The following is a 26364-nucleotide window of genomic DNA, read 5'->3' as shown; positions in this document are numbered from 1 at the left end:
GCGCCGATGGTAGTGTGGCATTCGCCATGCGAGAGTAGGACACTGCCAGGCACCCAATACAAGAAACCCCGCTCATCGAGCGGGGTTTTTTATTGCCTGAATTTCAGCAAATCGCCCGATAATTGCTCCGTTTTATTCCTCTCCCTTTGAATTCCTCGTCTTCCCCGTCTGTTTTACTCATAAAAAGACGGTCGCAACAGCTTAAAATGGCGCTTTATCTGGTCGGAGATAGCCCATGTTTTGTCCAAAATGCGGCGGTCAAACCCTGCAGATCGTCAGCCCCAAAGAGTTTCGTTGTGGCTGCGGTTTTCATTTTTTCCAGAATGTGGCGACTGCGGTAATGGTGGCGCTTTGCTGGCAGGATGAGGTGCTGGTTGCGGTGAGAGCGGGCAATCCGGGCAAGGGGTTGCTGGATCTGCCGGGAGGATTTGTCGATCCCGGTGAGTCACTGGAGGCGGCTCTGGTGCGCGAATTGCAGGAGGAGCTGGGACTCAATGTCAGCGCCCAACCTTTTACCTATCTTGGCTCATTCCCCAATATCTATCCCTACGATGGCATTACCTATCACACCTGTGACTCCTTTTTCGCCATCAGGCTGAGTGAAAAACCGGTCATCCAGCCGGCTGACGATGTGGCCGCCTGTCAGTGGCTGAAGATCAGCGATATTCCCTTGCCCCGCTTTGCTTTCGAGTCGACGCGCACCGCGGTGGCGCGGCTGCAGCAATCCTCTTTGCAAGCCTGATCCCTGTTGATGACGATGGGGATTGGTAGCGACCATCCCTGTCTCATCCTTGTCCGCTTTTGTCCCGCAGACGCCATTCGTCAGACGGTGAGTGGTATAGTCTGCAGTGGATCCGGATTCAAGGAGCATATCGTGAAGAAGATAGTTCTCATCTTGCTCGGCATCGCCGTGGCGGCCTTGCTGGCCATAGTGACGCTGATAAGCCTTATCGACCCCAATCAATTCAAGCCCCAACTGGCTGAACAGGTGCGCAAGAGCACAGGCCGGGAACTGGTGATGGCGGGGGAGATTGACTGGCGTTTCTGGCCGAGTCTCGGCCTCTCGCTGGAGAAGGTCGCCCTGCGCAATCCGGCCGGTTTTGCCGAGCCGGATCTGGTTCGTTTCGAACAGGGGGAGGCCTCGGTGGCCCTGTTGCCGCTGCTCTCCCATCGACTGGAGATCGGCAAGGTGACCCTGAGTGGTGCCCATCTCTTTATCCAGACCAAGGCGGATGGCAGCTCCAATCTGAGCGGACTGATCAAGGATGCCACTGCTGATGCAAGCGAACCAGTCGTCCCCGCAACTCCTGCGCCAACCGCTGATAGCAAGCCCTGGCAGATCAGCTTGCAGGGTGTCGCGCTCTCCCAGGCCAGTGCGCTGGTACAGGATGATCGCAGCGGCACCTCGCTGCGACTGGATCGCCTCGATCTCGATATGGGGCAGCTGGCCACCGATCAGTGGGTACCCGTGACGCTGGCCGCCAAGGGGAGTGCCGACAAGCTCGCTTTCGATGTTAAAGGGCAGACCCAGATCAAGCTGGCGCAGGAGGTGATGGCCAGTGAACTGAAAGACTTGAGCGTCAGCGGCAGCCTGAGTGACCCGTCCCTGCGACTCGACAGTTTCTCCATCAAGGGAGACCGACTGGCCTTGGGTGAGTGGAGCAACCTCACGTTGGCGCTGAAAGGAGCCAAGGTCGAGGGGCAGCAAGCTTCACTGGCTGGCTCGCTGGAAGGAACGCTCAAGGGACGGCTCGATAAAGAGATGAAGCTGGCCGAGCTCTCCGATGTGCTGCTGACGGCAGCGCTGGAAGGTGATGCGCTGCCGCGCCCGCAAATGAAGCTGAAACTGGCCGGGTTTGCCCGTGCCGAGCTCGACAAGCAGTTGATTACCCTGAGCAAGCTGGTGATGAGTGCCGATGAGGCGCTGCTGAGTGGTGATGGAAGCGTGCAGCTTGGTGCCGTTCCCGCAATCAGCTTCGATCTCAAGGGGGAGAAGCTGGATCTCGACAAATGGCTCGCCAAATCGGTACCGACCACGACCGCACAGGCGAAAGAGGACAAACCGGCGGCCGGTGCTTCCAATACCGCTGCAAGTGACAATAAAGCGGTAACCGGCAAGAGCGAAGCCCTCTCCGCGGTTGAACCGGATCTGGGCGCGCTCAAAGGTGTGGATCTGGATGGTCGGTTGCAACTTGGCAGCCTGCGCCTGAAAGGGCTGGATCTCGGCGCAGTCGATCTGCAGGTGGCTCTGGCCAAGGGACTGCTGACGCTCAAACAGTTCAGCGCGACCGTGGCTGGCGGTCAGGTAAGCGCGAACGGGGTACTCGACGCGCGCCAGCAGCCCGCCACCTACAAGGTGCACAAGCAGGTGGCCGGAGTGAATATTCGCCCCTTGTTGCAGACTCTGGCTCAGAGTGATCTGCTGGAGGGCAAGGGCGATCTCGATGTGCAGGTGCAGGGGCGTGGTATCTCTGAGTTGGCACTGCGCAACGGGATGCTGGGCAAGGTGACCTTGAAACTGAGCGATGGTGCCCTACATGGCATCAACCTGCCGGAGATGATCCGCGAGGCGCGGGCTACCCTCACCGGCAAGGGGGCCGAGCAGGTGAAGGAGGCACGGAAGACCGACTTCAGCGCTCTGACCGCCAGCTTCCAGATTGCCGATGGCATCGCCCGCAGCAACGATATCCAGCTCTTTGCCCCCGCCTTGCGGGTCAAGGGGGAGGGGCAGACGGCGCTGGTGCCGGAGAGCCTCGACTTCCTGTTCCTCACCTCCATTGTCGAGAGCAGCAAGGGGCAGGGAGGAAAGGATGTGGACGAGCTCAAAGAGATCACCATTCCGGTGCGGATCGGCGGTCACTGGCAGGCCCCCAGCTACCAGCTCGACGTGAAGGCGCTGCTTAGCAACAACAAGCTGCTGGAGGATAAGGCGCGCAAGGAGGCCGAACGCGGCCTCAAGAAGCTGCTGGGTGACAAGGCCGACAATGAAGCCGTCAAAGGGGTGGCTGACCAGCTGCTCAAGGGACTGTTCAAATAGGTGATAGTTCTCATGGGCTGGCGGGAGCCGCGCCAATGCCGTTAGCGGTTGACCGGATGTCAGCGCCATTGAAAAATGGCGCTGACATTTTTTTATGGCGCAGTGATCTGCTGTGTCTTCATCCGGAGTCATCTCGAGTTGAACCCATGCGCCTGATCCTGCTGCTCTGCTCCCTGATCTGCTACGGCATGGCTTCTCCGGTGCTGGCCGGGCCGCTGGCGGATAGTCTGGCGGGCGAGCTGGCCAGGCAGGCTCCCGAACAGGCGCAGCCTCTTGACGAGGTGCAGCGGCTCGACCGGCGCCTGCTTGCTCCCGACTCTCTTCATCCTGCCTGGCAGCGTTACCCGCTGCGTCAGTTGCAGGCCATCTATCTCTATCAGCAGGAGTGCGGGACAGAGAATGAGTTGCCCGCCGAGTGGCTGCCACTGCTGCGAGCGCTTTGCGGCCAAGGGGCTGTGCCCTCGACCCGCTGGTTTGCCGCTCACCCCGTCTATCCGCTGGGCGGCTCCAGCTCGGCTCGCTGGCAGGTTGGTCATCCGGCGGCCGGGCTCGACGCTCTGCTCCATGTGCGGGAGCGGCGCGACCGGTTGGGGCTGCTTGGCGAGCTTGATGATGACAACCTCGATGCCCTGCTGCGGGGGGATCGCTGGCTGCTGCAATCGGGTCAGATCTGGCTGCTTGCCGATGGGCAGTGGCGCCGTTATGGTGCCGGGCAGTGGCAACCGCTGGCCGAGCGGCTTGGTGTAACGCTGGATAGTCGGGTCGATAGTTCCTGCCAGGAGCGGGTCGGCGCACTCTGCATCAACGAGCGCCCCACGCTTGGTTGGCAGTGGCTGGCGCTGGCCAGCTCCCTTGGTTTCATCTTGCTGCTGGGATGGGCCAGCTGGCAGCGCTGGCGCCTGCTGCGGGAGCGGCGCGTCGCATTGCAGATGCTGACCCACGAGCTGCGTACCCCCATCATGGCGCTCTCCGGCATCAGCGAGGAGCTGCGCCACGATTTCGACCGGCTGCCCCCTTCCGCCCAGCAGAGCGTGGGTCAGCTGCTGGGCAGTGTCGCCCGTCTGCATCAGTTGGCGCAGGCCAGTCGCCACTATCTGGCGGCAGAGACCCTCGAGGATGAGCGGGTTGCGGTCAGTCTCACCGAGTGGCTCACCCTGGCTTGTGAGCGGCATGGCGCTACCTTCTGCCTTGAGCGGGAGATGACTCTGGCGCTCCCCTTTTATTGGCTCGATCTCGCCCTCGACAACCTGCTGCGCAATGCCAGCCAGCATGGCCACGCGCCGGTTCGGATCTGTGCCAGCTGGCAGGCGGGGCGCTTGAGCCTCGCAGTCAGCGATGGCGGCGAGCTGCCAAATTATCGGCTCGCTACCCTGCTGCGCCGCGGTGCCCGTGCCGATGGTCTGGGGCTGGGGCTTGCCATCGTGCGCCATCTGCTGCGCCGTCTTGGCGGGCGCCTCGCCCTATCCGGCCCGCCCACCACCTTCACCCTGACGCTGCCCTGCCAACTCTGGAGCGACCCCGAATCATGAAGACCATCCTACTTGTCGAAGACGAGGCATTGCTGGCGGAGAACCTGCAACGCTATCTGACCCGCGAGGGGTATCGCTGCCTCTGGTGCGACACCCTGGCTGCGGCGGAGCAGCAGTGGCTGGCGGCGGATCTGGTGTTGCTCGATCGCACCATGCCGGAGGGGGATGCCCTCGACTGGCTACCCCAGTGGCTGGCGCGCAAGGCGCTGCCGGTGATCGTGCTCACCGCAAGGGTGGAGGTGAGCGATCGGGTGGCCGGGCTCGATGCGGGGGCGCGCGACTACCTGACCAAACCCTTCTCCCACGACGAGCTGCTGGCGCGGATCCGGGCCCAGTTGCGTCAGCTGGGGGATGGCACTCAGGCAGTGGGCGGCTTGCAGCTTCATCCCGCCCGGATGCAGGCGAGCTGGCAGGATGCGGAGGTGAGCTTTACCCCCACCGAGTTTGCCCTGCTCACCCTGCTGGTGCGGATGGCGGGGCGGGTGCTGAGCCGGGAGGAGATCCTCAACCGGGTATGGGGCTATCAGGCGTTTCCTTCCACCCGAACCGTTGATACCCATATTCTGCAACTGCGCCAGAAGCTGCCCGGACTGGCCATCGAGACGGTGCGCGGCATCGGCTACCGGCTGGAGGTGCCAGCGTGAAGCGTGCAACGCTGGCTGGGCTGCTGTTGGCTCTAAGCGGCGGCCTTCTGAATGCAAGCTGCGTGATGGCAACAGAGGGTCTGGCCCCCGATCGCGCCGACCCGCTGCAACCGCCTACGTTGGCGCTGTTGCAGGGGGATAACCGGCACGCCTGGCAATCTTTGCAGCAGGCATGGCCCGCCCTCACAAGTGATGCCGAGCGCCGTAGCTGGCAGGGGATGCTGGCTGCGCTCAGTGCCCAGCACTGCGGCAAGGATTTCCCGCTCACTCTGCCTGATGGGGTGAGCGAGCTGCGCCTTGAGCTGATCCAGCGCGATGCGCCGCTGCTGCGGGACTATCGGGTGCAGTTGACCGGCGAGGGGCCCATCACCACCGCGGAACTTATCGATTCCGCTGGCCGTGACCGACTGGCAGGTGCCCAGTGGGAGGCGGAAGAGAACTCCGGAGTCAGGGTTGTCGGGGCCGATCTACCGACGCCTTTGCCAGCCGGGCTCTATCAGCTGCGGCTGACGGTGGCGGGCCTGCGTTGGCAGGTGGCGCTGCCACTGCCTGCGGTGCAGGATCTGGACTGGCTCTCCCGCTCGCCGCAAGCGGTGGCCAATCCCCCCGCCAATCCCGCTTCGTGCACGCCGCTCTGGCTCGATCAGGCGGTGCTGGCCCGCCCGCAATACTCCCTGCTCTGGTGGCACCGCATTGCGCCCGATGAGCCGGTGAACTGGCCTGCTGCCACGCCCGACAGCTGGCGTACCCTCTCGCTGGTGCAGACCAGCCAGCGCGGCCAGCTGGTGTTGCAGCTAAGCCACAGTCAGGCTGGGCCGGTTGAGTAATGGTCGTCGTGATGGTCAGTTGCACGCAATCCTGACATTGGCCTGACAATCGCAGGCGGCCAATCTGCTGAAATGGCGATTCCCGTGTGTTATCAGGAATCACCGACCATGACTTTTCCCCCCGAATTCGCGAGCCGGATCCGCCCGTTGCTGCTGTTGGCGCCGCTGTTCTCCCCGCTCTCACTGCCTGTGGAGGCGCTGACCCTTGCCAACGATCAGTGGCGCATCGAGCTGGATCCCGCCACTCTGGCGGCCGAGGCTATCCTGCCCTCGGGCCAGCACCTTGCTATCTCTTCCCCCGGTCCGCGCCAACCGGTCACCACGCTGCAGCAGGAGGGGGAGCGCGCCAGCTGGCTGACCCATGCCGATGGCGAGGTGCGGGCCTTGGCGCGCCTTGAGGGCAACCGCCTGATCCTCACCCTGAGCCGCGCAACTGCCGGTGAGCTGGTGTGGCCGCGGGTGCCGGCAGGGGCACAGGCGCTGATGCTGCCGATCCACGAGGGTTTTCGCATTCCGGCTACTCACACTGCGTGGCGCAAGGCGCTGGTTGAGGAGTATCAGGGAAGCAACACCACGGATAATCTGACCCTGCCTGTGGTTGGGCTGGATCACGGCGATCAGCAGCTGGCGATCCTCTTTGCCAACCCCTTCAACAACCGGCTCACTTTTACGCCCGGGAAAGATGGCATTGCCCTGACGGCGACCCATAGCGTCAATCGCCTCAATCTGACCGACCCCTATGAGGTGGCGGTCTCGCTGCAACCGGGCAACGACTGGCTGGCGGCGGGCAAGGCCTATCGCAGCTGGCTGCAGGAGCGGGGCGAGCTGGTCTCGCTCGAGAGCAAGCTGGCGGCAGTACCGGATGGCAAGCGGCTGATTGGTGCCTCTCACCTCTATCTCTGGGGCGAGCGACTGCTGGTGCCACAGGATGTGAAGAGCTGGCCCGCACTGCGTCGCCTGATCCCTGCCGACTGGCTCAAGGGGGAGAGTAAAACGGCGCTGCAAGCGCCCGATCTTGAGCGCAACCGCTATCTGCAAAATCTGGTATTGGCCGGAGTTGAGCAGGCGCTCGTGCTGCGCCATCCGGGTCAGCAACCGGCTGATTTTGCCGCCCGGCGCACGCTGGCGGCCACGCAACTGGGGGCTGCGCTCAACGAGCCACAGAGCTGGGGTGATGGCAGCTCGACCAAGATGATCGCCGCTCTCAAGCTGGCTGGACTACCCAAACTCTGGCTGGGTCTGCCCCAGTGGACCGCCGGTTTTGCCGCGCCAGAGGGGATAGCGCTTGCCAAAGTGGCGGGCTATCTCATCGCCCCTTACGACTCCTACGATACCGCGCTGCCGGAGGGGAATCGCCAGCAGAGCTGGCTCACCGCCCAGATGGGGCAGGATAGCTACCTGCGCTGCGGCATCATGCAGGAGAATGGACGGCGCAAAAGCGGCTTTCAAAATAGCGGCGTCTACACCAATCAGGCCTGCGTGCGCCCGGTGATGGAACAGCGCGTACCCTGGTTGCAGCAGGCGAGCCACTACAACAGCTGGTTCCTCGATGTGGCGGCGACCGGCATGGTGTTTGACGACTTCGACCCGGCCAAGCCGACCAGCCAGGCGCAGGATGCGCAAAACCGGATGGCCGGGATGGCGTGGATTGCCAGGAGTCAGGGGGTGCTGGTGGGCTCCGAGGAGGGCGGCGCGGTTGCCAACCGCACCGCGGCCTTTGCCCACGGCCCCCAGACCAGCGGCTTTGGCTGGCAGGATCCCGATATGCGCCGCAACAAGCGCTCTCCCTACTATCTGGGGGCCTGGTATCCCGACTATCAGCCTGCGTTCTTCTTTCACCAGAGCCACCTAAAACCTGAGTATCAGGGGCTCTACTTCGATCCTGCGCTGCGGCTGCCGCTGTTTCAGAGCGTCTTTCACGACAGCATAGTGACCACCCACCACTGGACGATGGACAACCTCAAGTTCAGGGAGAGTCGTCAGGTCACCGAGCTGTTGCAGCAGCTCTACAACGTGCCGCCCCTGCTCAACCTCAGTCTGGATAGTGCCAGCGCGCGCATTCCCTATCTCAAGGGGCTCGATGCCTTCTTCCGCCCGCTGCATGAGCGGCTCTACAACCAGCCCCTCATCGGTTTTCGCTGGCTCGACAAAAAAGGAGTTGTGCAGCAGAGCGAGTTTGCCGATGGCACTCGACTGATAGCCAACTTCGGCCCGGCCACCGAGTTGGCAGGGATAAAGCTGGCGAGCCAGAGCGTGCTGGCGCTGTTGCCCGATGGCAAGCGGTTGCAGTTTTTTTCGCAACCAGATGGGGTGCGTTGAAACAGGTTTCGGTTAGTTTGCCGCTTACAAAAGGGAATGGGGGTCCGATATTGGAAGCGGTAGCGTACCGAGCCATCAGTAAACTAAGGGAGCGGCCGGAATGGAATGTCTATTTTTTACTCGCCAAACCAAACCAAACCAAACCAAACCAAGAAAATATATACAAAAAATGACGTTGGAAGGAGCTCGTCATTGACGTGTTTTCTTTAGGTCCTGTAAATGCTGGCTGCTTAAATAGTGTCAAAAGGCATCAATCAACGCAACTATTCGGCTTGTCCAACCTGAATGGAAATAATAATATGTTCCTATGTGACGAATTTTTCGCAGAGTGCGGCGTTAACTCAAAAAAGGAGCATTAATGGACAGAGAACCTATTTCATATCTAGCTGCACTAGAAACATTATTTAAGAAAAAATCGAAAAAGATTCAAAACGGTTTTGAAATGCTTAAAGCCAACTATAGATCTGAAGGCCGTAGAATTACGGCATCCAGCTTGGCAAACGCTGCTGGCTACGACAACTACAGTACGGGAAATGAGCAATACGGTAGCTTCGCTCATGAACTGAGCAATCTCTTAGGTTTAGAGCCCGAACAAAGCAGAGATGGAAAGCCTGTTTGGACTTTCGCCATATGCGATGCAAGCGAAGAAAAAGACAAGCACGGGCACTTTCAGTGGATCCTGAAGCAGGATGTCGCCACAGCACTTGAGCAGCTTGGTATTGTCACTCCCATTGTCGTTCGAAATGTATTTTCTGAGCTGGAAGAAAAAAGGAACGAATTGGAAGCGTTACCTCAAAAAACTCGAGAGATAGTAATCCAAGCACGAATAGGCCAAGGTCTTTTTCGTGAACGTCTTATCAGTCATTGGGAAGGGTGTTCGGTAACTGGGTTCGCAAACACCAACCTCTTGGTGGCATCACATATAAAACCTTGGTGCGACTGCACTCCCTCTGAAGCACTGAGCATGACTAATGGATTACTGCTTCTGCCTAATATCGACTTGGCGTTTGATAGAGGTTTTATATCATTCAATGCCGATGGGGAAATAATATTTTCACCTCAGATTTCCGAAACTGATGCGATTTCGCTGGGCATATCACGGTCTATGAAATTGCGATGGTGTTATCCCCAGCATGAGGAGTTCCTTTCCTATCATCGAAAGCATGTTTTTCGGGCTGATGGTTAAATAACTATCCGAAAAGTAGATTACAAGAGAAAGCAACCGTATGCTTGAAACAGGATCCAGCTCACCGCTATTGAGTGTTATATGAAGAAAATATGAGCTTGTAGCTGATATTTATGTTAGAAAGGGGCGCCCAAGCGCCCCTTTCTCGTTGAACCTGCTGTGGTTTATCTCACTCCCCCAGCAGCTTGTGCCAGACGGCGAGCACATGGCTGCGCTCGTTTTGCAGCTGATCGTCGCTCACCTTGCGGGAGATCTCCGAGAGGTTGAGGCGATGGCCGAGGTTGCGGATCTCCAGATAGGCCTGTTTCAGCCCCTCCGCCTGCTCCAGGGTCAGCACCCCCGCCATCACGCACTCGTCGAAGATGCGTACGTTATCAGACCAGCGGGTGAGGGCATCGGGTTCACCGCAGGCGTGGGCCAGCACCAGATACTGGGCGATAAACTCGATATCCACCATGCCGCCGGGGGACTGCTTGAGGTCGAACTCGCCAGCACCCGCTTTCAGCAGGTGATCCCGCATCTTGTGGCGCATCTCGCGCACCTCGCGGGCCAGGGTCGGCAGATCCCGCTCCTTGGCCAGCACATCGCGGCGGATACGGGCAAATTCGGCAACGATGGCGTCATCGCCATAGATGGGGCGAGCCCGCACCAGCGCCTGATGTTCCCAGGTCCACGCCTCGTTTTGCTGGTACTGCTCGTAGGCCGACAGCGACGAGACCAGCAGGCCGGAGTCGCCGGAGGGGCGCAGTCGCATATCGATCTCGTAGAGGATCCCGGATGGGGTGCGGGTGCTGAACAGGTGCAGGATCCGCTGCGCCAGACGAAGATAGAACTGGCGACTGTCGATGGGTTTGCGGCCATCTGTGTAGCTGTTGGGGTCGCCGCCGTGCAGAAACACCAGATCGAGATCCGAGCCGTAACCGAGCTCAATGCCGCCCAGCTTGCCATAGGCCACCACCGCAAAGCCGTGCTGGCCGCTGGTTGCCACCTCGGGCGGCACCCCGTAACGCTCGCTCATCTGGGCCCAGGCCTGATTGACCACCTCCTCGGTGATCGCCTCCGCCAGCCAGGTGAGGTGGTCGCTCACCTTCATCAGCGGCAGTGCGCCAGCGATATCGGCCGCCACGATGCGCAGCAGCTGCACCTGCTTGAACTGACGCAGCGCCTCCATCTGCTGCTCCACGTCCTCTTCGGGGATGCGCAGCAGGAACTGGCGCAACTGGGGCTTGTACTGATCGAGCGGGGTGGGGTGGTAGAGGTGCTGGGGATCCAGCAGTTCGTCCAGCAAAATCGGGTAGCGGGCCAGCTGCTCGCTCACCAGATGGCTGGCGTCACACAGCCGCACCAGCTGGCGCAGGGCGCCCGGGTTCTCCGCCAGCAGCTGCAGATAGGCGCTGCGGGTGAAGATGCGGGTCAGCAGCTCGCACACTCGCTCGAACAGGCGGGCGGGTTGCTCGCTGGCCACCACCAGTCGCAGCAGCTCCGGCATCAGCCAGTCCAGCGCGATGCGCCCCTGCGGCCCCACCTGACGGCGCTTGTACTCCTCCTTGAAGCGCAGCAGGGCACTGCAGAGCGGGGCGGGCTCGGCCACCCCCTGCGCGGTCAGCAATTTTTCCAGCTCGGCGGCATCGAGCTCGGTGCGCCAGAGATCGAGCCAGAGCTGCTCCAGATGGGCGGGTGCCTCTTTCTCTTCCCCCACCACGGCGGCGAACTCCTGATGGACGGCGGCCATCTCCTCATCCAGATGAGCCATAAAGGCGCTCCAGTCGGCAAAACCGAGGGCGGCGATCAGCCGCTGGCGATCCCGCTCTTCGGTGGGCAGGGTCTGGGTCTGCTGATCGCCGATCTCCTGCAATATGTTCTCGACCCGGCGCAAGAAGCGATAGGCCGCCAGCAAGCGCTCGCAATGGGCGGACTCGAGGGCGCCGCATTGGGCGATGGCGGCCAGCGCTTCGGGTAGGTGGCGCACCCGCAGTGCCGGCTCGCGACCACCGCGAATAAGTTGCAGCGCCTGGGCGATAAACTCCACTTCGCGAATGCCGCCGGCCCCCAGCTTGATATTGCCCTCCAGCCCCTTGCGGCGCACCTCGGCGGCGATCATCGCCTTCATCTGGCGCAGGCCGTCGATAACGCCAAAGTCGATATAGCGGCGAAACACAAAGGGGCGCAGCATCTCGGCCAGCTCCACCGCGTGCTCGCACTGGGGCCCCAGTACCCGCGCTTTGACCATGGCGTAGCGCTCCCAGTTGCGGCCGTGATGCTGGTAGTAATCCTCCATGGCGGCAAAGGAGATGGCGAGCGGCCCCGCATCGCCAAAGGGGCGTAAGCGCATATCGACCCGGAACACCTGACCATCCTGGGTGGGCTGGTGGAGGGCGTTGATGATGCGCTGGCCCAGCTTGATGAAAAATTGCTGGTTGGCGAGCTCGCGCCGCCCGCCAACCGTGTAGCCGTTCTCGGGGAAGGTGAAGATAAGGTCGATATCCGAGGAGAAGTTCAGCTCGCCACCTCCCAGCTTGCCCATGCCGAGGATAAGCAGCGGTTGCGGGTTGCCATTGCCGTCCATCGGGGTGCCCAGCTCGCCACACTGTTTGGCGTAGAGCCAGTCGCGAGCGGAGCAGATAAGGGCATCCGCCAGTTTGGTGAGGTGGATAAAGCTCTCTTCCACCGCCGCATGGCCCAGCAGCTCGCGCCAAGCGATCACCAGCATGCGGCTGCGGCGGAACTGGCGCAGGATACGCTTGAGCGCCTCTTCATCACTCACCTCGGCGAGCAGGGCGGTCAGATCGCGCTGGTAGGCGGGCCAGCGTTCGGCCTGATCCAGATCACCGGAGGCGAGCAGTTCGGTCAGCAACGCCGGCTGTTTGAAAAGGGAGTCGGCGACAAAATCGGAGAGACCGAGCAGGGTCAGCAGGGTCTGGCGAACGGGCTCGGGCTGGTTGCCATAGTCGGGGGCCAGTTCGATCAGCCGCTGCCATTGGCGTTCGGCCTGTTCTTGCAGCAGGGGGGAGAGGGCGGAGAAAGAGGGAGAGTGCTGGGCCACGGTTGCCGTCCTTGTGGTTCACGACAGCGGGTTAACGACACGGGGTTAACAACGCTGCCGGTTCAAAATGGTGGCTGCCAATCTAGCACTGTCAGGCCCCCGCGTCACAGCGCAGGGGCGAGAAGCATGATCCGGCAAGGAAAATGGGTTGCTGGTGGGGATATGAAGAAAGGCCCCGCAGGGCCTTTCTGTCTATTCGCTGTGGTCACGCCAGCTTGAAGGATTGGATCTGGCTGTCGAGCTCCTTGCTGTGCTGCTCGACCAGCTCGGAGGCCTCTTGCAGCTCGCGCAGCACCACGACGGAGCCTTCGGCGATCTGCTTGACCTGCTCCAGATTGCCGCGCATCTCTTCGGCGACCGAGCTCTGTTGCTCGGAGGCGGCGGCGATGTGGCGGTTCATGTCGGCGACACCCTGTACCCGCTGCACTATGGTGGCGAGCTGGGTACCGGCCTGGGTCACCTGTTCCACCCCCTTGTCGGCCTGCTGTACGCTTTGGGCCATCAGCTCGCCAGCCTGATGGGCATTGCCCTGCAGCTGTTCGATCATCTTCTGGATCTCGACGGTGGCGGCCTGAGCCCGGTTGGCCAGCTCGCGCACTTCGGAGGCCACCACGGCAAAGCCACGACCCGCTTCACCGGCGCGAGCCGCTTCGATTGCCGCGTTAAGTGCCAGCAGGTTGGTCTGCTCCGAGATGCCACGAATGGTGTCGACCACAGAGCCAATGCGCTCGACCCCCTGCTCCACCTCGTTGACCACGGTGGCGGAGCGTTGGATGTTGCCGGAGAGGGTGTCGATGGTGCTGACGGTATCGGCGACGCAGCGGCTCCCCTCTTCCGCCAGCTGGCTGGTTTCGGCGGTGGCGTGAGAGGCCTGATCCGCATGGGCGGCCACTTCGCGAATGGCGCCGACCATCTGGCTCATGGCGCTGGCCAGCTGTTCGATCTGGGTGAACTCTTCGTTGATCGCTTCGTTGGCCTCTTCCATGCAAAGGGTCACCTGGGAGGCGATGTCGTTGAGCTCCTTGCAGGCGGCGCGCTGGTTGCCAAACACCTCTTTGAGGTTCTCCTGCGAGTGTGAGACCGCCTTGGCGATGTCACCGAATTCGTCACGAGACTTGAGCAGTACCTTGTGGCTGAGGTCCCGCTTGGCGAAGCGCTCCAGCAGGCCCACCAGATAGTGCACCTGCTTGACCATCAGGCGTGAGCCGGTGAGCAGCAGGATCACGAACAGCAGCCCCATGATGGCGGTCTCCATCAGGCCGGTCCAGAGCAGGCGATTGGAGATCGCATCCGCCTTGGCGGGATCGAGCCCTTCGCTGAGCAGGGTCGCTTCCAGATTGTTGGCGTCAAACCAGAGTTTTGTCAGTAGCAGGAGGGTACTGAACACCATCAGCAGCACCACTTTGGGTACCAACCGGATGTTGCTCATTCTTTTCTCCAGCAGGTTCAGCTGCATTGTCATTCTCCTTTTAAAAGCCGTTTTTTCCTTTGCCCTCAGGACTATCGGCATTATCTTCTCTTTTATTAATTTGCACTGTGCTTAAAGTTGGAAAATGTATGCGACATCACTTAACTCATCTGCGGGCGATGGATCTGCTGATGGCATTTCTGTCGATTATCTCGGTTGTGCTGGTGACGGCCCGCTGGTGGGGCCATGAGAGCCTGACACCACAGACCCTGCAGCTCTTCTATGACCTCGACAGTCTGATCTGCTACTTCTTCCTCGCGCACTTTGCTTATGGTTGGATCCGGGCCTCTGATCGCAAGGCCTATTTCAAGGCCAACTGGATCTATCTGCCGGGTAGCCTGCCGATGGCGGAGCAACTGCGCTGGGCGCGGTTGATCCAGTTGTGGCGGGTCTATCAGCTGTTCAAGGAGCACCCGGATCTCTGGGCCATGTTCCGTCGCGAGCGCAACGAGACCACCCTCTCCGGCATCTTGTTCCTCTTCTTCCTGCTGCTGGGGGTGGGTTCCGGCGTCATGTACTGGATTGAGTCAGGCCAGCCCGGCAGCCAGATTGAGACACCTTACGACGCGTTCTGGTGGACGCTGGTGACCCTCTCGACAGTCGGTTACGGGGATCTGGTGCCCAAGACCGAGGAGGGGCGGTTTGTCGCCAGCCTGCTGATCCTGTTTGGAGTGGGTCTGTTCGGTGCCATCAGCGGTTTTATGGCCAGCCTGTTTTTGCAGCCCAACAAGGGGGATGGCGAGACCGACAAGTGGCGTCATCACTACAACAACCAGCAAGAGGAGCTGCTGCGGGAGATCCGTGCCCTGCGCAGCGAGGTGCAGGAGCTGAAAAACAAGTGAGACCGCAGACGGGCAAGTTGCGAGGTGACTCGCAACTCTGCGCTCTTTAATCCGGGGGAGGTGCTTTTTCTTTGCTTGTCCTTTAACCTGCTGGCGGCTTAACATTCAACCTCTTGTCCAAACCTGAAAAAGAGAATCGATCGACCATGCGCGCCCTTCTCGGGATTTTGATCTGCTTGTGTGCCCAACAGGCACTGGCCGATACCCGTTATGTTTCAGACAACATCTTTACCTATATCCACAATGGCCCGGGTACCCAGTACCGGATCCTTGGCAGCGTCAAGGCTGGTGAACCGCTGGAGGTAAAGGCGGTGAACAGCGAGGCCGGTTTCACCCAGGTGGTGGACGGTCGTGGCCGCGAGGGGTGGATCAAGAACAGCGAACTGCAGAGCCAGATCAGCCTGCGCGAGCGTCTGCCCCAGGTGGAAAAAGAGCGCGATGAGCTTAAAGATCGCCTGCAGAACCTTAACGGCGACAACGAGAAACGCTTCACCGAGAAGGATGGTCAGATCGCTGCCCAGAGCAAGGAGATCGCCGCCCTCAAGGCCCAGCTGGTCAGTCAGGGTGAGGAGATGAGCAATCTCAAAGAGCAGAATGATGCCCTGACCCAGAGCTACGACAACCAGGAGCACGACATGCAGATGGACTGGTTTATCCGTGGTGGTGCCATGGTGGGGGTGGGGATCCTGCTCGGCATCCTGCTGCCGATGCTGCCCCGTCGTCGCAGCCGTGGCGATCGCTGGATGAACTGACAGCCTCTGGCTGAATGAATTGCTGAGAAGGGTCGCCGTGGCGGCCCTTCTTTTTTTGGGCACATTGGAGACATCCGGTATTGGGCGGAATGCGTGGCTGCTTTGCGATAGAGCAGCGGCAGATCGTATACAAAATGAAGTCAGATGACCCTCACGCTTGCTGGCGTATTGGCTTCAAAAGGGAGTTCATGGGGGGAATGAGCGATCTTTGTTAAAGAGTGGCAACAAATTCATTTCATATAGGGTGCAACATTGTATACATTATCGGCGTTTCGGCGGCGCGTCCGCCTTTGTCGATATCAGCCCTAGGGCGTACAGGAAGACCCCATATGTTCAAAGCTACTCAAGTGCTTGCCGCTGACTATATCCCCTCTGATCTGGCCGCCCTGCGCGAAGCCATCACCCAGAACTACGTGGTGGATGAAAATGCCTATCTGGCCGAACTGTCGGCCATGTTGCCGGGGGATGGCGCCTCGCTGGAGCAGGTGACCCAGCGTGCCCGTACTCTGGTGACCAAGGTGCGCAAGGAGAGCGGCTCCGGTGACGGTATCGACGCCTTCCTGCAGGAGTACAGCCTCGATACCCAGGAGGGGATCATCCTGATGTGTCTGGCCGAGGCGCTGCTGCGCATTCCCGATGCCGAGACCGCCGACGCCCTGATCAAGGACAAGCTCTCCGGCGCCAACTGGTCATCCCATTTCCGCAAGAGCGACTCTACTCTGGTCAACGCCTCCACCTGGGGGCTGATGCTGACCGGCAAGATCATCAAGCTCGACAAAAAGCTGGACGGCAACCCGGCCAACCTGCTGGGGCGCATGGTCAACAAGCTGGGGGAGCCGGTGGTGCGCTCTGCCATGTATGCCGCCATGAAGATCATGGGCAAGCAGTTCGTGCTGGGGCGCGACATGAAGGAGGCGCTCAAGGCGAGCCGCAAATCCCGCGAACTGGGCTACACCCACACCTACGACATGCTGGGCGAATCGGCGCTGACTATGCAGGATGCCGACAAGTATCTGACCGATTACCGCAACGCCATCGAGGCGGTGGGCAACGAGCGGATCAGCGACGGCGGCCCGGCCCCTTCCATCTCCATCAAGCTCTCGGCGCTCCATCCACGCTATGACGTGGCCAACCGCGAGCGGGTGCTCGGCGAGATGTGCGAGCGGCTGGTGGGGCTGGTGCGTCTGGCCCGCGACAAGGATGTGGCCATCAGCATCGATGCCGAGGAGATGGACCGCCTCGAGCTGTCGCTGGATCTGTTTGAGCAGCTCTACCGCTCCGACGCCAACCGTGGCTGGGGCAAGCTCGGCATGGTAGTGCAGGCCTACTCCAAGCGCGCCCTGCCGGTACTCTGCTGGCTCACCGCGCTGGCCCGCGAGCAGGGTGACCTCATTCCGGTTCGCTTGGTAAAAGGCGCTTACTGGGACAGCGAACTGAAATATGCCCAGCAGGCGGGCCTGCCCGGTTACCCGCTCTTTACCCGCAAGGCGGGCACCGATATCTCCTACCTCGCCTGCGCCCGCTACCTGCTGAGCGAGCCGACTCGCGGCTTTATCGCTCCACAGTTCGCCACCCACAACGCCAATACCGTGGTCAGCATTCTGGAGATGGCTGGTGATCGCCAGTTCGAGTTCCAGCGTCTGCACGGTATGGGGGAGGAGCTGCACAACGCGGTGCTGAACGACAATCCCGGCCTGCACTGCCGCATCTATGCGCCGGTCGGCGCCCACAAGGATCTGCTGCCCTATCTGGTGCGCCGCCTGCTGGAGAACGGGGCAAACACCTCCTTCGTTCACAAGCTGGTGGATCCCAATACCCCGGTGGATTCACTGGCCGAGCACCCGCTGCGCACCCTCAAGCGCTACTCCGGCTTTGCCAACGACCGCATTCCGCAGCCGGTGAACCTCTTCAGCGACCGCAAGAACTCCAGCGGCGTCAACATGAACATCCTCTCCATCCAGCGCCCCTTCTTCGCCCGCTTGAAAGAGCTGGAGAGCAAGCAGTGGCTGGCAGGGCCCATCGTCGATGGTGAGACCCTCAAGCGCAGTGAGGCACGCACCGTGCTGAGCCCGCAGGATGTGAGCTTCACCGTCGGCAAGCTCCACTGGGCCGACGAGCAGGCGGTGGAGCAGGCCTTGGCATCTGCCCACGCTGCCTTCCCGCGCTGGCGTGAAACCCCGGTGAGCGAGCGTGCTGCCGCGCTGGAGAAGCTGGCGGATCTGCTGGAAGCGAACCGCGAGCAGTTTGTCTCCCTCTGTACCCGCGAGGCGGGCAAGCTGCTGCAAGATGGCATCGACGAGGTGCGTGAAGCGGTCGATTTCTGCCGCTACTACGCGGTGCAAGCGCGCAGCCTGATGGGGCAGGCGACCCTGCTGCCCGGTTACACCGGCGAGCAGAACGAGCTGTTCCTGCAGGGACGCGGGGTGTTTGTCTGCATCAGCCCGTGGAACTTCCCGCTGGCGATTTTCCTCGGCCAAATCGCAGCTGCGCTGGCCACCGGCAACACCGTCATCGCCAAGCCTGCCGAGCAGACCGGCCTTATCGCCCATCTGGCGGTGACTCTGGCCCATCAGGCAGGTATTCCGGGCGACGTGCTTCAACTGCTGCCCGGTGACGGTGCCACCGTTGGTGCCAAGTTGACAGCCGATCCGCGCATTGGCGGCGTCTGCTTCACCGGCTCCACCGAGACCGCCAAGCTCATTAACATGACCCTGGCCCAGCGCGATGGCGCCATCCTGCCACTCATCGCCGAGACCGGCGGCCAGAACGCCATGATCGTCGACTCCACCGCCCTGCCGGAGCAGGTGGTGCGCGACGTGGTGAGCGCCGCTTTCCAGAGCGCCGGTCAGCGCTGTTCGGCCCTGCGGGTGCTCTACCTGCAGGAGGAGATCGCCGAACGGGTACTGGAGATCCTCACCGGCGCCATGCAGGAGCTGAAAGTGGGCAACCCGGCCGAGCACAATACCGACGTCGGCCCGGTGATCGATGCCGATGCCAAGGCCGGTCTCGATGCTCACCTCGCCTACATGGTGCCGCGCGCTCGCCTGATTGCCCAGGCGCCGATGCCTGCAGCGACCATGGAAGGGCACTTTGTCCAGCCGACCGCACTGGAGATTGGCTCCATCCGCGAGCTGGCCAAGGAGCAGTTCGGCCCCATCCTGCACGTGGTGCGCTACGCAATCCGGGATCTGGACAAGGTGATCAGCGACATCAACGGCACCGGTTACGGCCTGACGCTCGGGATCCACAGCCGCAACGAATCTCACGCCGAGGAGCTGGCGAGCCGCATCAACGTCGGCAACGTCTACATCAACCGCAACCAGATCGGCGCCATGGTCGGGGTGCAGCCGTTCGGCGGCCAGGGGCTCTCCGGCACCGGCCCCAAGGCGGGTGGCCCTCACTATCTCGGGCGGTTTGTTACCGAGAAGACCCGTACCATCAACACCACGGCTGTGGGCGGCAACGCCTCCCTGCTGGCGATGGGCGATGCCTGATCCGCGTCGATAGAGGCCGGATACGGGATACCGGATAACAGCGGGCCGCCTTCGGGCGGCCTCTTTAATTTGCGCCATCCGTTTTTTACGAATGGGACAATCGGCCACAGCGGGGTCGTCAGCGACCCGTGCTGGTCGTAAGATGGGAGCCATTCGTGCGGCGTTTGCCCCTTGGTCGGCCAGCCGTGGCTTGGGTTTTGTTTTAACGAGAGTGTTTATCTGATGTCATTAACCGAACAAGCCCGCTGGTTCGTGCTGGGGGGCGATCATCTGGTACTGCTCGATCAGCAGGGAGAGGTGCCACAGGGCAGTAAAGCGTGCCTGCCCGCAGCGCTGGCTGACGCCCCTTTCGAGCGTTTTGACGAGTGGCAGGGGCTGCCCTGCTATCTGCTCGATCTGGGTGATGAGGCCGACACGAGCGCTATGAGCCCTCTGCGCCAGTTGATGGTGGCGGGGGATGAAGAGGGGTTTCGTCTCGCCGGCCGCGCCTGGCAGCTCGTTACCTTCCGCCGCACCCACCGTTTCTGCGGCGAGTGCGGCGCCCCCATGACCCCGAAGTCGGGGGAGTGGGCGCAGGTGTGCCACCACGGCCACACGGCCTATCCGCGCATTTCACCCTGCATTATCGTGGCGGTGCGCAAGGGGCCGGAGATCCTGCTAGCGGCCCATCGCCGTCACTATCAGGCGGATGATCCCATGTATACCGTGCTGGCCGGCTTTGTGGAGGCGGGGGAAAATCTCGAGCAGTGCGTGGCGCGGGAGGTGTTCGAGGAGAGCGGCATCCGGGTGCGCAATGTGCGCTATGTGGCGAGCCAGCCCTGGCCCTTCCCCCACAGCCTGATGATGGGCTTTACCGCCGACTACGAGAGCGGCGAAATCCGGGTGCAGGATGACGAACTGGTGGCTGCCGATTTCTTTACCGCCGACCGCTTGCCGCGTTTGCCGCCCCACGGCACCATCGCCCGGCGGCTGATCGAGCGTTCGCTGGCGGGCGAGGGGTAACGAAGCGCTTATCTTTTCGCCAACCTTTTTGCACTTCATTTTAAAAACGGGGCGCTCTGGTTTGCGCCCCTTCACATCTTTGCAACCGCGCGCCTATTTGCCACGTTTTGGGCAGTCCGCTCCGGTGGGCAAAGTGGTATTATGGCCGCCATTTTATGCGTGATACGAACTCAGGAACTGGGATGAAAGAGCTGAAGAACGATCGATACCTGCGCGCCCTGCTGCGTCAGGACGTGGATATGACCCCGGTATGGATGATGCGCCAGGCTGGCCGTTATCTGCCGGAATACAAGGCGACTCGCGCCCAGGCGGGGGATTTCATGTCTCTGTGCCGCAATGCCGAGCTAGCCTGTGAAGTCACCCTGCAGCCGCTGCGCCGTTACCCGCTCGATGCCGCCATCCTCTTCTCCGACATCCTCACCGTGCCCGATGCCATGGGGCTCGGTCTCTACTTCGAGCAGGGTGAAGGCCCGCGCTTCGAGCGTCCGATCACCTCCATGGCCGATGTGCAGGCGCTGCCTATTCCGGATCCGGAAGATGAGCTGGGCTACGTGATGAATGCGGTGCGCACCATCCGCCGCGAGCTGAAGGGCGAAGTGCCGCTCATTGGCTTCTCCGGCAGCCCCTGGACCCTGGCTACCTACATGGTGGAGGGGGGCAGCTCCAAGGCGTTCACCAAGATCAAGCAGATGATGTACGCCGAGCCGCAAACCCTGCACCTGCTGCTCGACAAGCTGGCCGACAGCGTGATTGCCTATCTCAACGCCCAGATCAAGGCGGGTGCCCAATCCGTCATGGTGTTTGATACTTGGGGTGGCGTGCTTACCCCGCGCGATTATCGCGACTTCTCCCTGCAGTACATGCACAAGATCGTCGATGGTCTGATCCGCGAGCACGACGGTCGCCGCGTGCCGGTCACCCTGTTCACCAAGAACGGCGGTCAGTGGCTGGAGCAGATCGCCGCCACCGGTTGCGATGCGCTGGGTCTGGACTGGACCACCGACATCGCCGATGCCAAGCGCCGGGTCGGCGACAAGGTGGCGCTGCAGGGCAACATGGATCCCTCCATGCTCTACGCCACTCCCGCTCGCATTCGTGAAGAGGTAGCCTCCATTCTGGCCGGTTTCGGTCACGGCAATGGCCATGTATTCAACCTCGGCCACGGCATCCATCAGGATGTGAACCCGGAACACGCCGGCGTGTTCGTCAACGCGGTACACGAGCTCTCTGCCCAGTACCACGGTCGCTAAGGCCGGGGCGAGAGAAGAATAGTTTGTTTGATATCCGGGGCCGTCAGGCCCCGTTTTACATTAAAAAATGGCGCTGCGACGACGAGCGCGTGGCGGCCGAGCAGGAGGCAAGATGAGCAGCAAGTCACTGGATTGGGGGATCGATCTTGGCGGTACCAAGTGTGAATGCGTGGTGCTGGATGGCGACGAGGTGCTGCTGCGCCACCGCATCCCCACCGAGCGAGCGGGCGGTTATGACCATATGATCGGCCAGATCGCCAAGCTGGTAGCTGAGTGCGCCGAGAAGATTGGCCAGCGCCCGGCCGTCATCGGCATGGGCACCCCCGGCGCGCGGGATCCACAGACCGGCCTGATGAAGAACTGCAACACCACCGAGCTCAACGGCAAGCCGTTCAAGGAGGATCTGGAGCGCAAACTGGGCGTGCCGGTGCTGATCGCCAACGACGCCAACTGCTTCGCGCTGGCAGAAACTCATCTCGGTGCAGTGCGCCAGCACCATCCCGATGCGAAAGTGGTGTTCGGCATCATCATGGGCACCGGGGTCGGCTCCGGCATCGTCATCAACGGCCAGATCCTCAACGGCCACCACGGCATCGCCGGTGAGTGGGGCCACAACGTGCTCTCCCCTGATGGCCCCGAGTGCTACTGCGGCAAGCGTGGCTGCGTCGAGACCCTGATCAGCGGTCCGGCGCTGGAGGCCTGGTACGAGGCGAAGGCCAAGCGCCACCTCTCGCTCGCCCAAATCGCGGCTGCCACCGCCCACGATCACATCGCCAAGCTCACCATCGACCGGCTGCACCTGCTGTTTGGTCAGGCGCTGGCCAATGTAGTCAACATTCTCGACCCGGATGTGATCGTCATCGGTGGCGGGGTGGGCAATGTGCAGAGCCTTTACAGCGCCGGACGGCAGACTATTTTGCCCTTCCTCTTTAATCCCCGTTTCAGTGCCCCCATTATTGCTCCAGCCCTTGGCGACAGTGCCGGGGTATTCGGGGCGGCACTGCTGGCCCGCGGTGAATTCAAGGAGGCCCTGCTGTCGTAGCCGGGGCTTCCAGGCGGCCGATATGCCGCCCTGTTGCTGGTTCAAGGAAACGGATTCTCGATGATCAAGATTGCCATCAATGGTTACGGGCGGATCGGTCGCAACGTGTTGCGAGCCCTCTATGAAAGCGGGCGCGACAAGACCATCAAGATCGTCGCCATCAACGAGCTGGCGGCCCCCGAGGCCATGGTGCACCTGACCCGGTTCGATACCAGTCACGGTCGCTTCCACCATCCGGTGCAACTGGCGGGCAACAGCATGCTGGTGGGGGAGGATCTCATCTCCCTGTTTGCCGAGCGGGATCCATCGAACTTGCCGTGGCGGGCGCTGGGGGTGGATGTGGTGCTCGATTGCACCGGGGTGTTTGGCTCGCGGGCCGATGCCGAGCTGCATCTGGCGGCGGGGGCGGGCAAGGTGCTCTTCTCCCATCCGGCGGATGCGGATGTGGATGCCACCGTGGTCTACGGGGTCAACCATCATACCCTCACCGGAGCGGAGCGGATCGTCTCCAACGCCTCCTGTACCACCAACTGCGTGGTGCCGGTGATTGAAACATTGCATCGAGAATTCGAGATAAATTGTGGTACTATTACGACAATTCATTCGGCCATGCACGATCAGCAAGTCATCGATGCCTACCACAGTGACTTGCGCCGAACCCGCGCTGCCAGTCAGTCCATCATTCCGGTGGACACCAAGCTGGCAAAGGGGCTGGAGCGTATCCTGCCCCACTTCGCCGGCAAGTTTGAGGCGATCGCGGTGCGGGTGCCGACCATCAATGTAACAGCGATGGATCTCAGTATTACTGTTCGTAAAAAAGTGACAGTTACTGACGTAAATCAAGCCCTGCAACGGGCATCCAGAGGTACATTACACGGTATTCTGGATTACACGGAAGAACCTCTGGTCTCCGTAGACTTCAATCATGATGCACACTCCTGCATCATTGATGGTACCCAGACCCGGGTGAGCGATGCCAACCTCGTCAAGATGTTGATGTGGTGCGATAACGAATGGGGCTTCGCAAACCGGATGCTGGATACCACCCGGGCCATGATGGCCGCAGGCTGAGCCTGCCCCGGGGACAAGGTTACTGTTTTTAACATTACCTGGAAAATATAGAGGACTGAATATGTCTGTTATCAAGATGACTGACCTGGATCTGGCGGGTAAACGCGTTCTGATCCGTGCTGACCTGAACGTACCGGTAAAAGACGGCAAGGTCACCTCCGATGCACGTATCGTTGCGACTCTGCCGACCATCAAGCTGGCTCTGGAAAAGGGCGCCAAGCTGATGATCACCTCCCACCTGGGTCGTCCGACCGAGGGTGAATACAACGAAGAATTCTCCCTGGCTCCGGTTGTCAACTATCTGAAAGACGCTCTGTCCTGCCCGGTTCGCCTGGCCAAGGATTACCTGGATGGCGTAGAAGTCGCTGCCGGTGAGCTGGTTGTGCTGGAAAACTGCCGCTTCAACAAAGGCGAGAAGAAGAACACCGAAGAGCTGGCCAAAAAATACGCCGCCCTGTGTGACGTCTTTGTAATGGATGCGTTCGGTACTGCTCACCGCGCCGAAGGTTCCACCTACGGTGTTGCCCAGTTCGCTCCGGTCGCTTGTGCTGGTCCGCTGCTGGCGGGTGAGCTGGAAGCTCTGGGCAAAGCCATGCTGAAGCCCGAGCGCCCGATGGTTGCCATCGTTGGCGGCTCCAAGGTCTCCACCAAGCTGACCGTTCTGGAATCCCTCTCCAAGATCGCTGACCAGCTGGTTGTCGGTGGTGGCATCGCCAACACCTTCATCGCTGCTGCCGGTCACAACGTCGGCAAGTCCCTGTGCGAGCACGACCTGATCGACACCGCCAAGAAGCTGGCTGCCGAAACCAACATCCCGGTGACCACCGACGTGGTTGTAGGCACCGAGTTCTCCGAGTCCACTCCGGCCACCATCAAGTCTGTTAACGATGTGACCGACGGCGACATGATCTTCGACATCGGCCCGGATTCTGCCAAGGCCCTGGCCGACATCATCATGAACGCCAAGACCATCCTGTGGAACGGCCCGGTCGGCGTGTTCGAGTTCGACCAGTTCGCCAAGGGTACCGAAGTGATCGCTCGCGCCATCGCTGAATCCCCGGCCTTCTCCATCGCTGGCGGTGGCGACACCCTGGCTGCCATCGACAAGTTCGGCATCGCTGACAAAGTCTCCTACATCTCCACTGGCGGCGGTGCCTTCCTGGAGTTCGTAGAAGGCAAGGTTCTGCCGGCTGTTGCGATTCTGGAACAGCGCGCCAAAGCCTAATTGACCCGGAACGGGGGGCAAAAGCCTCCCGTTTCGTTTATCATGTGCCCGCTGTGCCGGTTCATGATGAACCCCCCATTTTTTATTAACGGCATACGAGACAGGACGATTAAACATGTCTAAGAAAATTTTCGACTTCGTAAAACCCGGCGTGATCACTGGTGATGACGTTCAGAAAGTGTTCGCCATCGCTAAAGAGAACGGCTTTGCTCTGCCGGCCGTAAACTGCGTTGGTACCGACTCCGTGAACGCCGTACTGGAAGCTGCCGCCAAGGTTAAAGCGCCGGTTATCGTTCAGTTCTCCAACGGTGGTGCCGTGTTCACTGCCGGTAAGGGTCTGAAGCTGGAAGGTCAGAAAGCTGCCATCCTGGGTGCCATCTCTGGTGCCAAGCACGTTCACGCTGTTGCCGAAGCCTACGGCGTGCCGGTAATCCTGCACACCGACCACGCTGCCAAGAAGCTGCTGCCGTGGATCGACGGTCTGCTGGAAGCGGGCGAGAAGCACTTTGCTGAAACCGGCAAGCCGCTGTTCTCCTCCCACATGCTGGATCTGTCCGAAGAGTCTCTGGAAGAGAACATCGACATCTGCTGCGAGTACCTGACCCGCATGGCCAAGATGAACATGACTCTGGAGCTGGAACTGGGTTGCACCGGTGGCGAAGAAGACGGCGTCGACAACAGCCACATGGATCAGTCCGCTCTGTACACCCAGCCGGAAGATGTTGCTTACGCTTACGAGCGTCTGTCCAAGATCAGCCCGCGTTTCACCATCGCTGCCTCCTTCGGTAACGTACACGGTGTATACAAGCCGGGTAACGTCAAGCTGACCCCGTCAATCCTGGACGCTTCCCAGAAGTACGTTTCCGAGAAGTTTGGCGTTCCAGCCAAGTCTCTGGACTTCGTATTCCACGGTGGTTCAGGTTCCACTCTGGAAGAGATCCGCGAGTCCATCTCCTACGGCGTAGTGAAGATGAACATCGACACCGACACCCAGTGGGCAACCTGGGAAGGTCTGCTGAACTTCTACAAGAAGAACGAAGCTTACCTGCAAGGCCAGCTGGGCAACCCGGAAGGCGCCGACAAGCCGAACAAGAAGTACTACGATCCGCGCGTATGGCTGCGTGAAGGTCAGACTTCCATGATCAAGCGTCTGGAACAGGCTTTCTCCGACCTGAACGCCATCGACGTACTGTAATTCGTTACAGCACCTTGATTGCATGAAAAGGCGCCCTTCGGGGCGCCTTTTGCATTTCTGTGATCAATGTGTGCTAGTTGTCGAGTACAGGGTTAAGTAACATTGGTTGTTAATTTCACAGTTACATAATGGGTAAATAATATGAGAGCCAACAAGTTATTGTTTTTTTGCGTAATCATAAATTTAACAGGTTGCAGTGCACTGCAATTGGAGGAACCTGCGAAAATGACGGATGCAGAACTTTGTTTTTTGATTGGGTATAACCAAGAAAAAGGGGATATCGACCGTTTGCAGGAAATTATGAATGAAGTTAAAAAAAGAGAATCTAAGAATCTTGTCACATTATCTTCGGATGAATGTGCAGTGTATGCCTCTACTGGCGTCAAGAAATACAATCAAATTATAAATAACTAAAAAGTTGCAACTAAAGCAGGATGC

The 26364-nt window shown here is 60.5% G+C and carries 19 protein-coding genes; 17 read left to right on the top strand and 2 right to left on the bottom strand.

Annotation, left to right across the window (positions count from 1 at the left end; genetic code table 11):
- The first annotated feature begins 235 nt into the window (after positions 1-235).
- The 7 genes from AB5Y84_RS01710 to AB5Y84_RS01680 all read left to right on the top strand — a co-directional run bounded on the left by AB5Y84_RS01710 (position 236) and on the right by AB5Y84_RS01680 (position 9542).
- Positions 236-742 (top strand): NUDIX domain-containing protein, encoded by a 507-nt coding sequence (locus tag AB5Y84_RS01710; RefSeq protein ID WP_368176248.1) that lies wholly within the window; start codon positions 236-238, stop codon positions 740-742.
- Positions 743-874: 132 nt separating this feature from the next.
- On the top strand, positions 875-3037 hold the full coding sequence (locus tag AB5Y84_RS01705) for an AsmA family protein (protein ID WP_368176247.1): 2163 nt from the start codon (positions 875-877) through the stop codon (positions 3035-3037).
- A gap of 146 nt (positions 3038-3183) precedes the next feature.
- Positions 3184-4566: a sensor histidine kinase gene (locus tag AB5Y84_RS01700; protein ID WP_257725526.1), complete on the top strand. Its 1383-nt coding sequence runs from the start codon at positions 3184-3186 to the stop codon at positions 4564-4566.
- Positions 4563-5210 (top strand): response regulator transcription factor, encoded by a 648-nt coding sequence (locus AB5Y84_RS01695; RefSeq protein WP_005335461.1) that lies wholly within the window; start codon positions 4563-4565, stop codon positions 5208-5210. Before AB5Y84_RS01700 ends, AB5Y84_RS01695 begins: the two co-directional genes overlap by 4 nt.
- Positions 5207-6037, top strand: coding sequence for a DUF2861 family protein (locus tag AB5Y84_RS01690; RefSeq protein WP_257725525.1), 831 nt, complete (start codon positions 5207-5209; stop codon positions 6035-6037). The genes AB5Y84_RS01695 and AB5Y84_RS01690 overlap by 4 nt, the downstream gene beginning before the upstream one ends.
- A 108-nt stretch (positions 6038-6145) precedes the next feature.
- Positions 6146-8356, top strand: coding sequence for a glycoside hydrolase (locus AB5Y84_RS01685; RefSeq protein WP_368176246.1), 2211 nt, complete (start codon positions 6146-6148; stop codon positions 8354-8356).
- A 358-nt stretch (positions 8357-8714) separates the two neighbouring features.
- The gene (locus AB5Y84_RS01680) at positions 8715-9542 is read left to right on the top strand and encodes an HNH endonuclease (protein WP_368176245.1); all 828 of its coding nucleotides are present in this window, start codon (positions 8715-8717) and stop codon (positions 9540-9542) included.
- A 169-nt stretch (positions 9543-9711) separates the two neighbouring features.
- On the opposite strand, the gene glnE is transcribed toward AB5Y84_RS01680, so the two are convergent.
- Both glnE and AB5Y84_RS01670 read right to left on the bottom strand, forming a co-directional pair.
- Positions 9712-12585 carry a bifunctional [glutamate--ammonia ligase]-adenylyl-L-tyrosine phosphorylase/[glutamate--ammonia-ligase] adenylyltransferase gene (gene glnE / locus AB5Y84_RS01675; RefSeq protein WP_257725522.1) on the bottom strand — a complete coding sequence of 958 codons (2874 nt, stop codon included), beginning with the start codon at positions 12583-12585 and terminating at the stop codon, positions 9712-9714.
- Positions 12586-12790: 205 nt separating this feature from the next.
- On the bottom strand, positions 12791-14041 hold the full coding sequence (locus AB5Y84_RS01670) for a methyl-accepting chemotaxis protein (RefSeq protein WP_005362726.1): 1251 nt from the start codon (positions 14039-14041) through the stop codon (positions 12791-12793).
- Between the two features lie 101 nt (positions 14042-14142).
- On the opposite strand from AB5Y84_RS01670, the gene AB5Y84_RS01665 reads away from it, so the two are divergent.
- From AB5Y84_RS01665 to AB5Y84_RS01620, 10 genes are all read left to right on the top strand, one after another.
- Positions 14143-14895 carry a potassium channel family protein gene (locus AB5Y84_RS01665; RefSeq protein ID WP_005354446.1) on the top strand — a complete coding sequence of 251 codons (753 nt, stop codon included), beginning with the start codon at positions 14143-14145 and terminating at the stop codon, positions 14893-14895.
- Positions 14896-15041: 146 nt separating this feature from the next.
- On the top strand, positions 15042-15647 hold the full coding sequence (locus AB5Y84_RS01660) for a TIGR04211 family SH3 domain-containing protein (protein ID WP_120415493.1): 606 nt from the start codon (positions 15042-15044) through the stop codon (positions 15645-15647).
- A 329-nt stretch (positions 15648-15976) separates the two neighbouring features.
- Entirely contained in the window at positions 15977-19141 is a 3165-nt protein-coding gene (gene putA / locus AB5Y84_RS01655; protein WP_368176244.1) for a bifunctional proline dehydrogenase/L-glutamate gamma-semialdehyde dehydrogenase PutA, read from the top strand.
- Positions 19142-19363: 222 nt separating this feature from the next.
- On the top strand, positions 19364-20143 hold the full coding sequence (gene nudC, locus AB5Y84_RS01650) for an NAD(+) diphosphatase (RefSeq protein ID WP_368176243.1): 780 nt from the start codon (positions 19364-19366) through the stop codon (positions 20141-20143).
- A gap of 182 nt (positions 20144-20325) precedes the next feature.
- Complete coding sequence (hemE, locus tag AB5Y84_RS01645) at positions 20326-21393, top strand: uroporphyrinogen decarboxylase (protein ID WP_368176242.1); 1068 nt, start codon at positions 20326-20328, stop codon at positions 21391-21393.
- Between the two features lie 112 nt (positions 21394-21505).
- A complete protein-coding gene (locus AB5Y84_RS01640; RefSeq protein ID WP_368176241.1) occupies positions 21506-22435 on the top strand; it encodes an ROK family protein in 930 nt (309 codons plus the stop codon).
- 60 nt (positions 22436-22495) lie between these two features.
- A complete protein-coding gene (gene epd, locus AB5Y84_RS01635; protein WP_368176240.1) occupies positions 22496-23506 on the top strand; it encodes an erythrose-4-phosphate dehydrogenase in 1011 nt (336 codons plus the stop codon).
- A gap of 61 nt (positions 23507-23567) precedes the next feature.
- Positions 23568-24731 (top strand): phosphoglycerate kinase, encoded by a 1164-nt coding sequence (locus AB5Y84_RS01630; protein WP_368176239.1) that lies wholly within the window; start codon positions 23568-23570, stop codon positions 24729-24731.
- Between the two features lie 115 nt (positions 24732-24846).
- Positions 24847-25926, top strand: a complete 1080-nt coding sequence (gene fbaA, locus AB5Y84_RS01625; protein ID WP_113739613.1) for a class II fructose-bisphosphate aldolase — start codon at positions 24847-24849, stop codon at positions 25924-25926.
- Between the two features lie 141 nt (positions 25927-26067).
- Entirely contained in the window at positions 26068-26340 is a 273-nt protein-coding gene (locus tag AB5Y84_RS01620; protein WP_368176238.1) for a hypothetical protein, read from the top strand.
- The last annotated feature ends 24 nt before the right edge of the window (positions 26341-26364 follow it).

Origin of the sequence: Aeromonas sp. s11 (assembly GCF_040907945.1) — a bacterium.
Lineage (GTDB): Bacteria > Pseudomonadota > Gammaproteobacteria > Enterobacterales > Aeromonadaceae > Aeromonas > Aeromonas veronii.
Note: the sequence above shows the minus strand (reverse complement) of the source record. Positions and strands in the feature narration are given on the sequence as shown.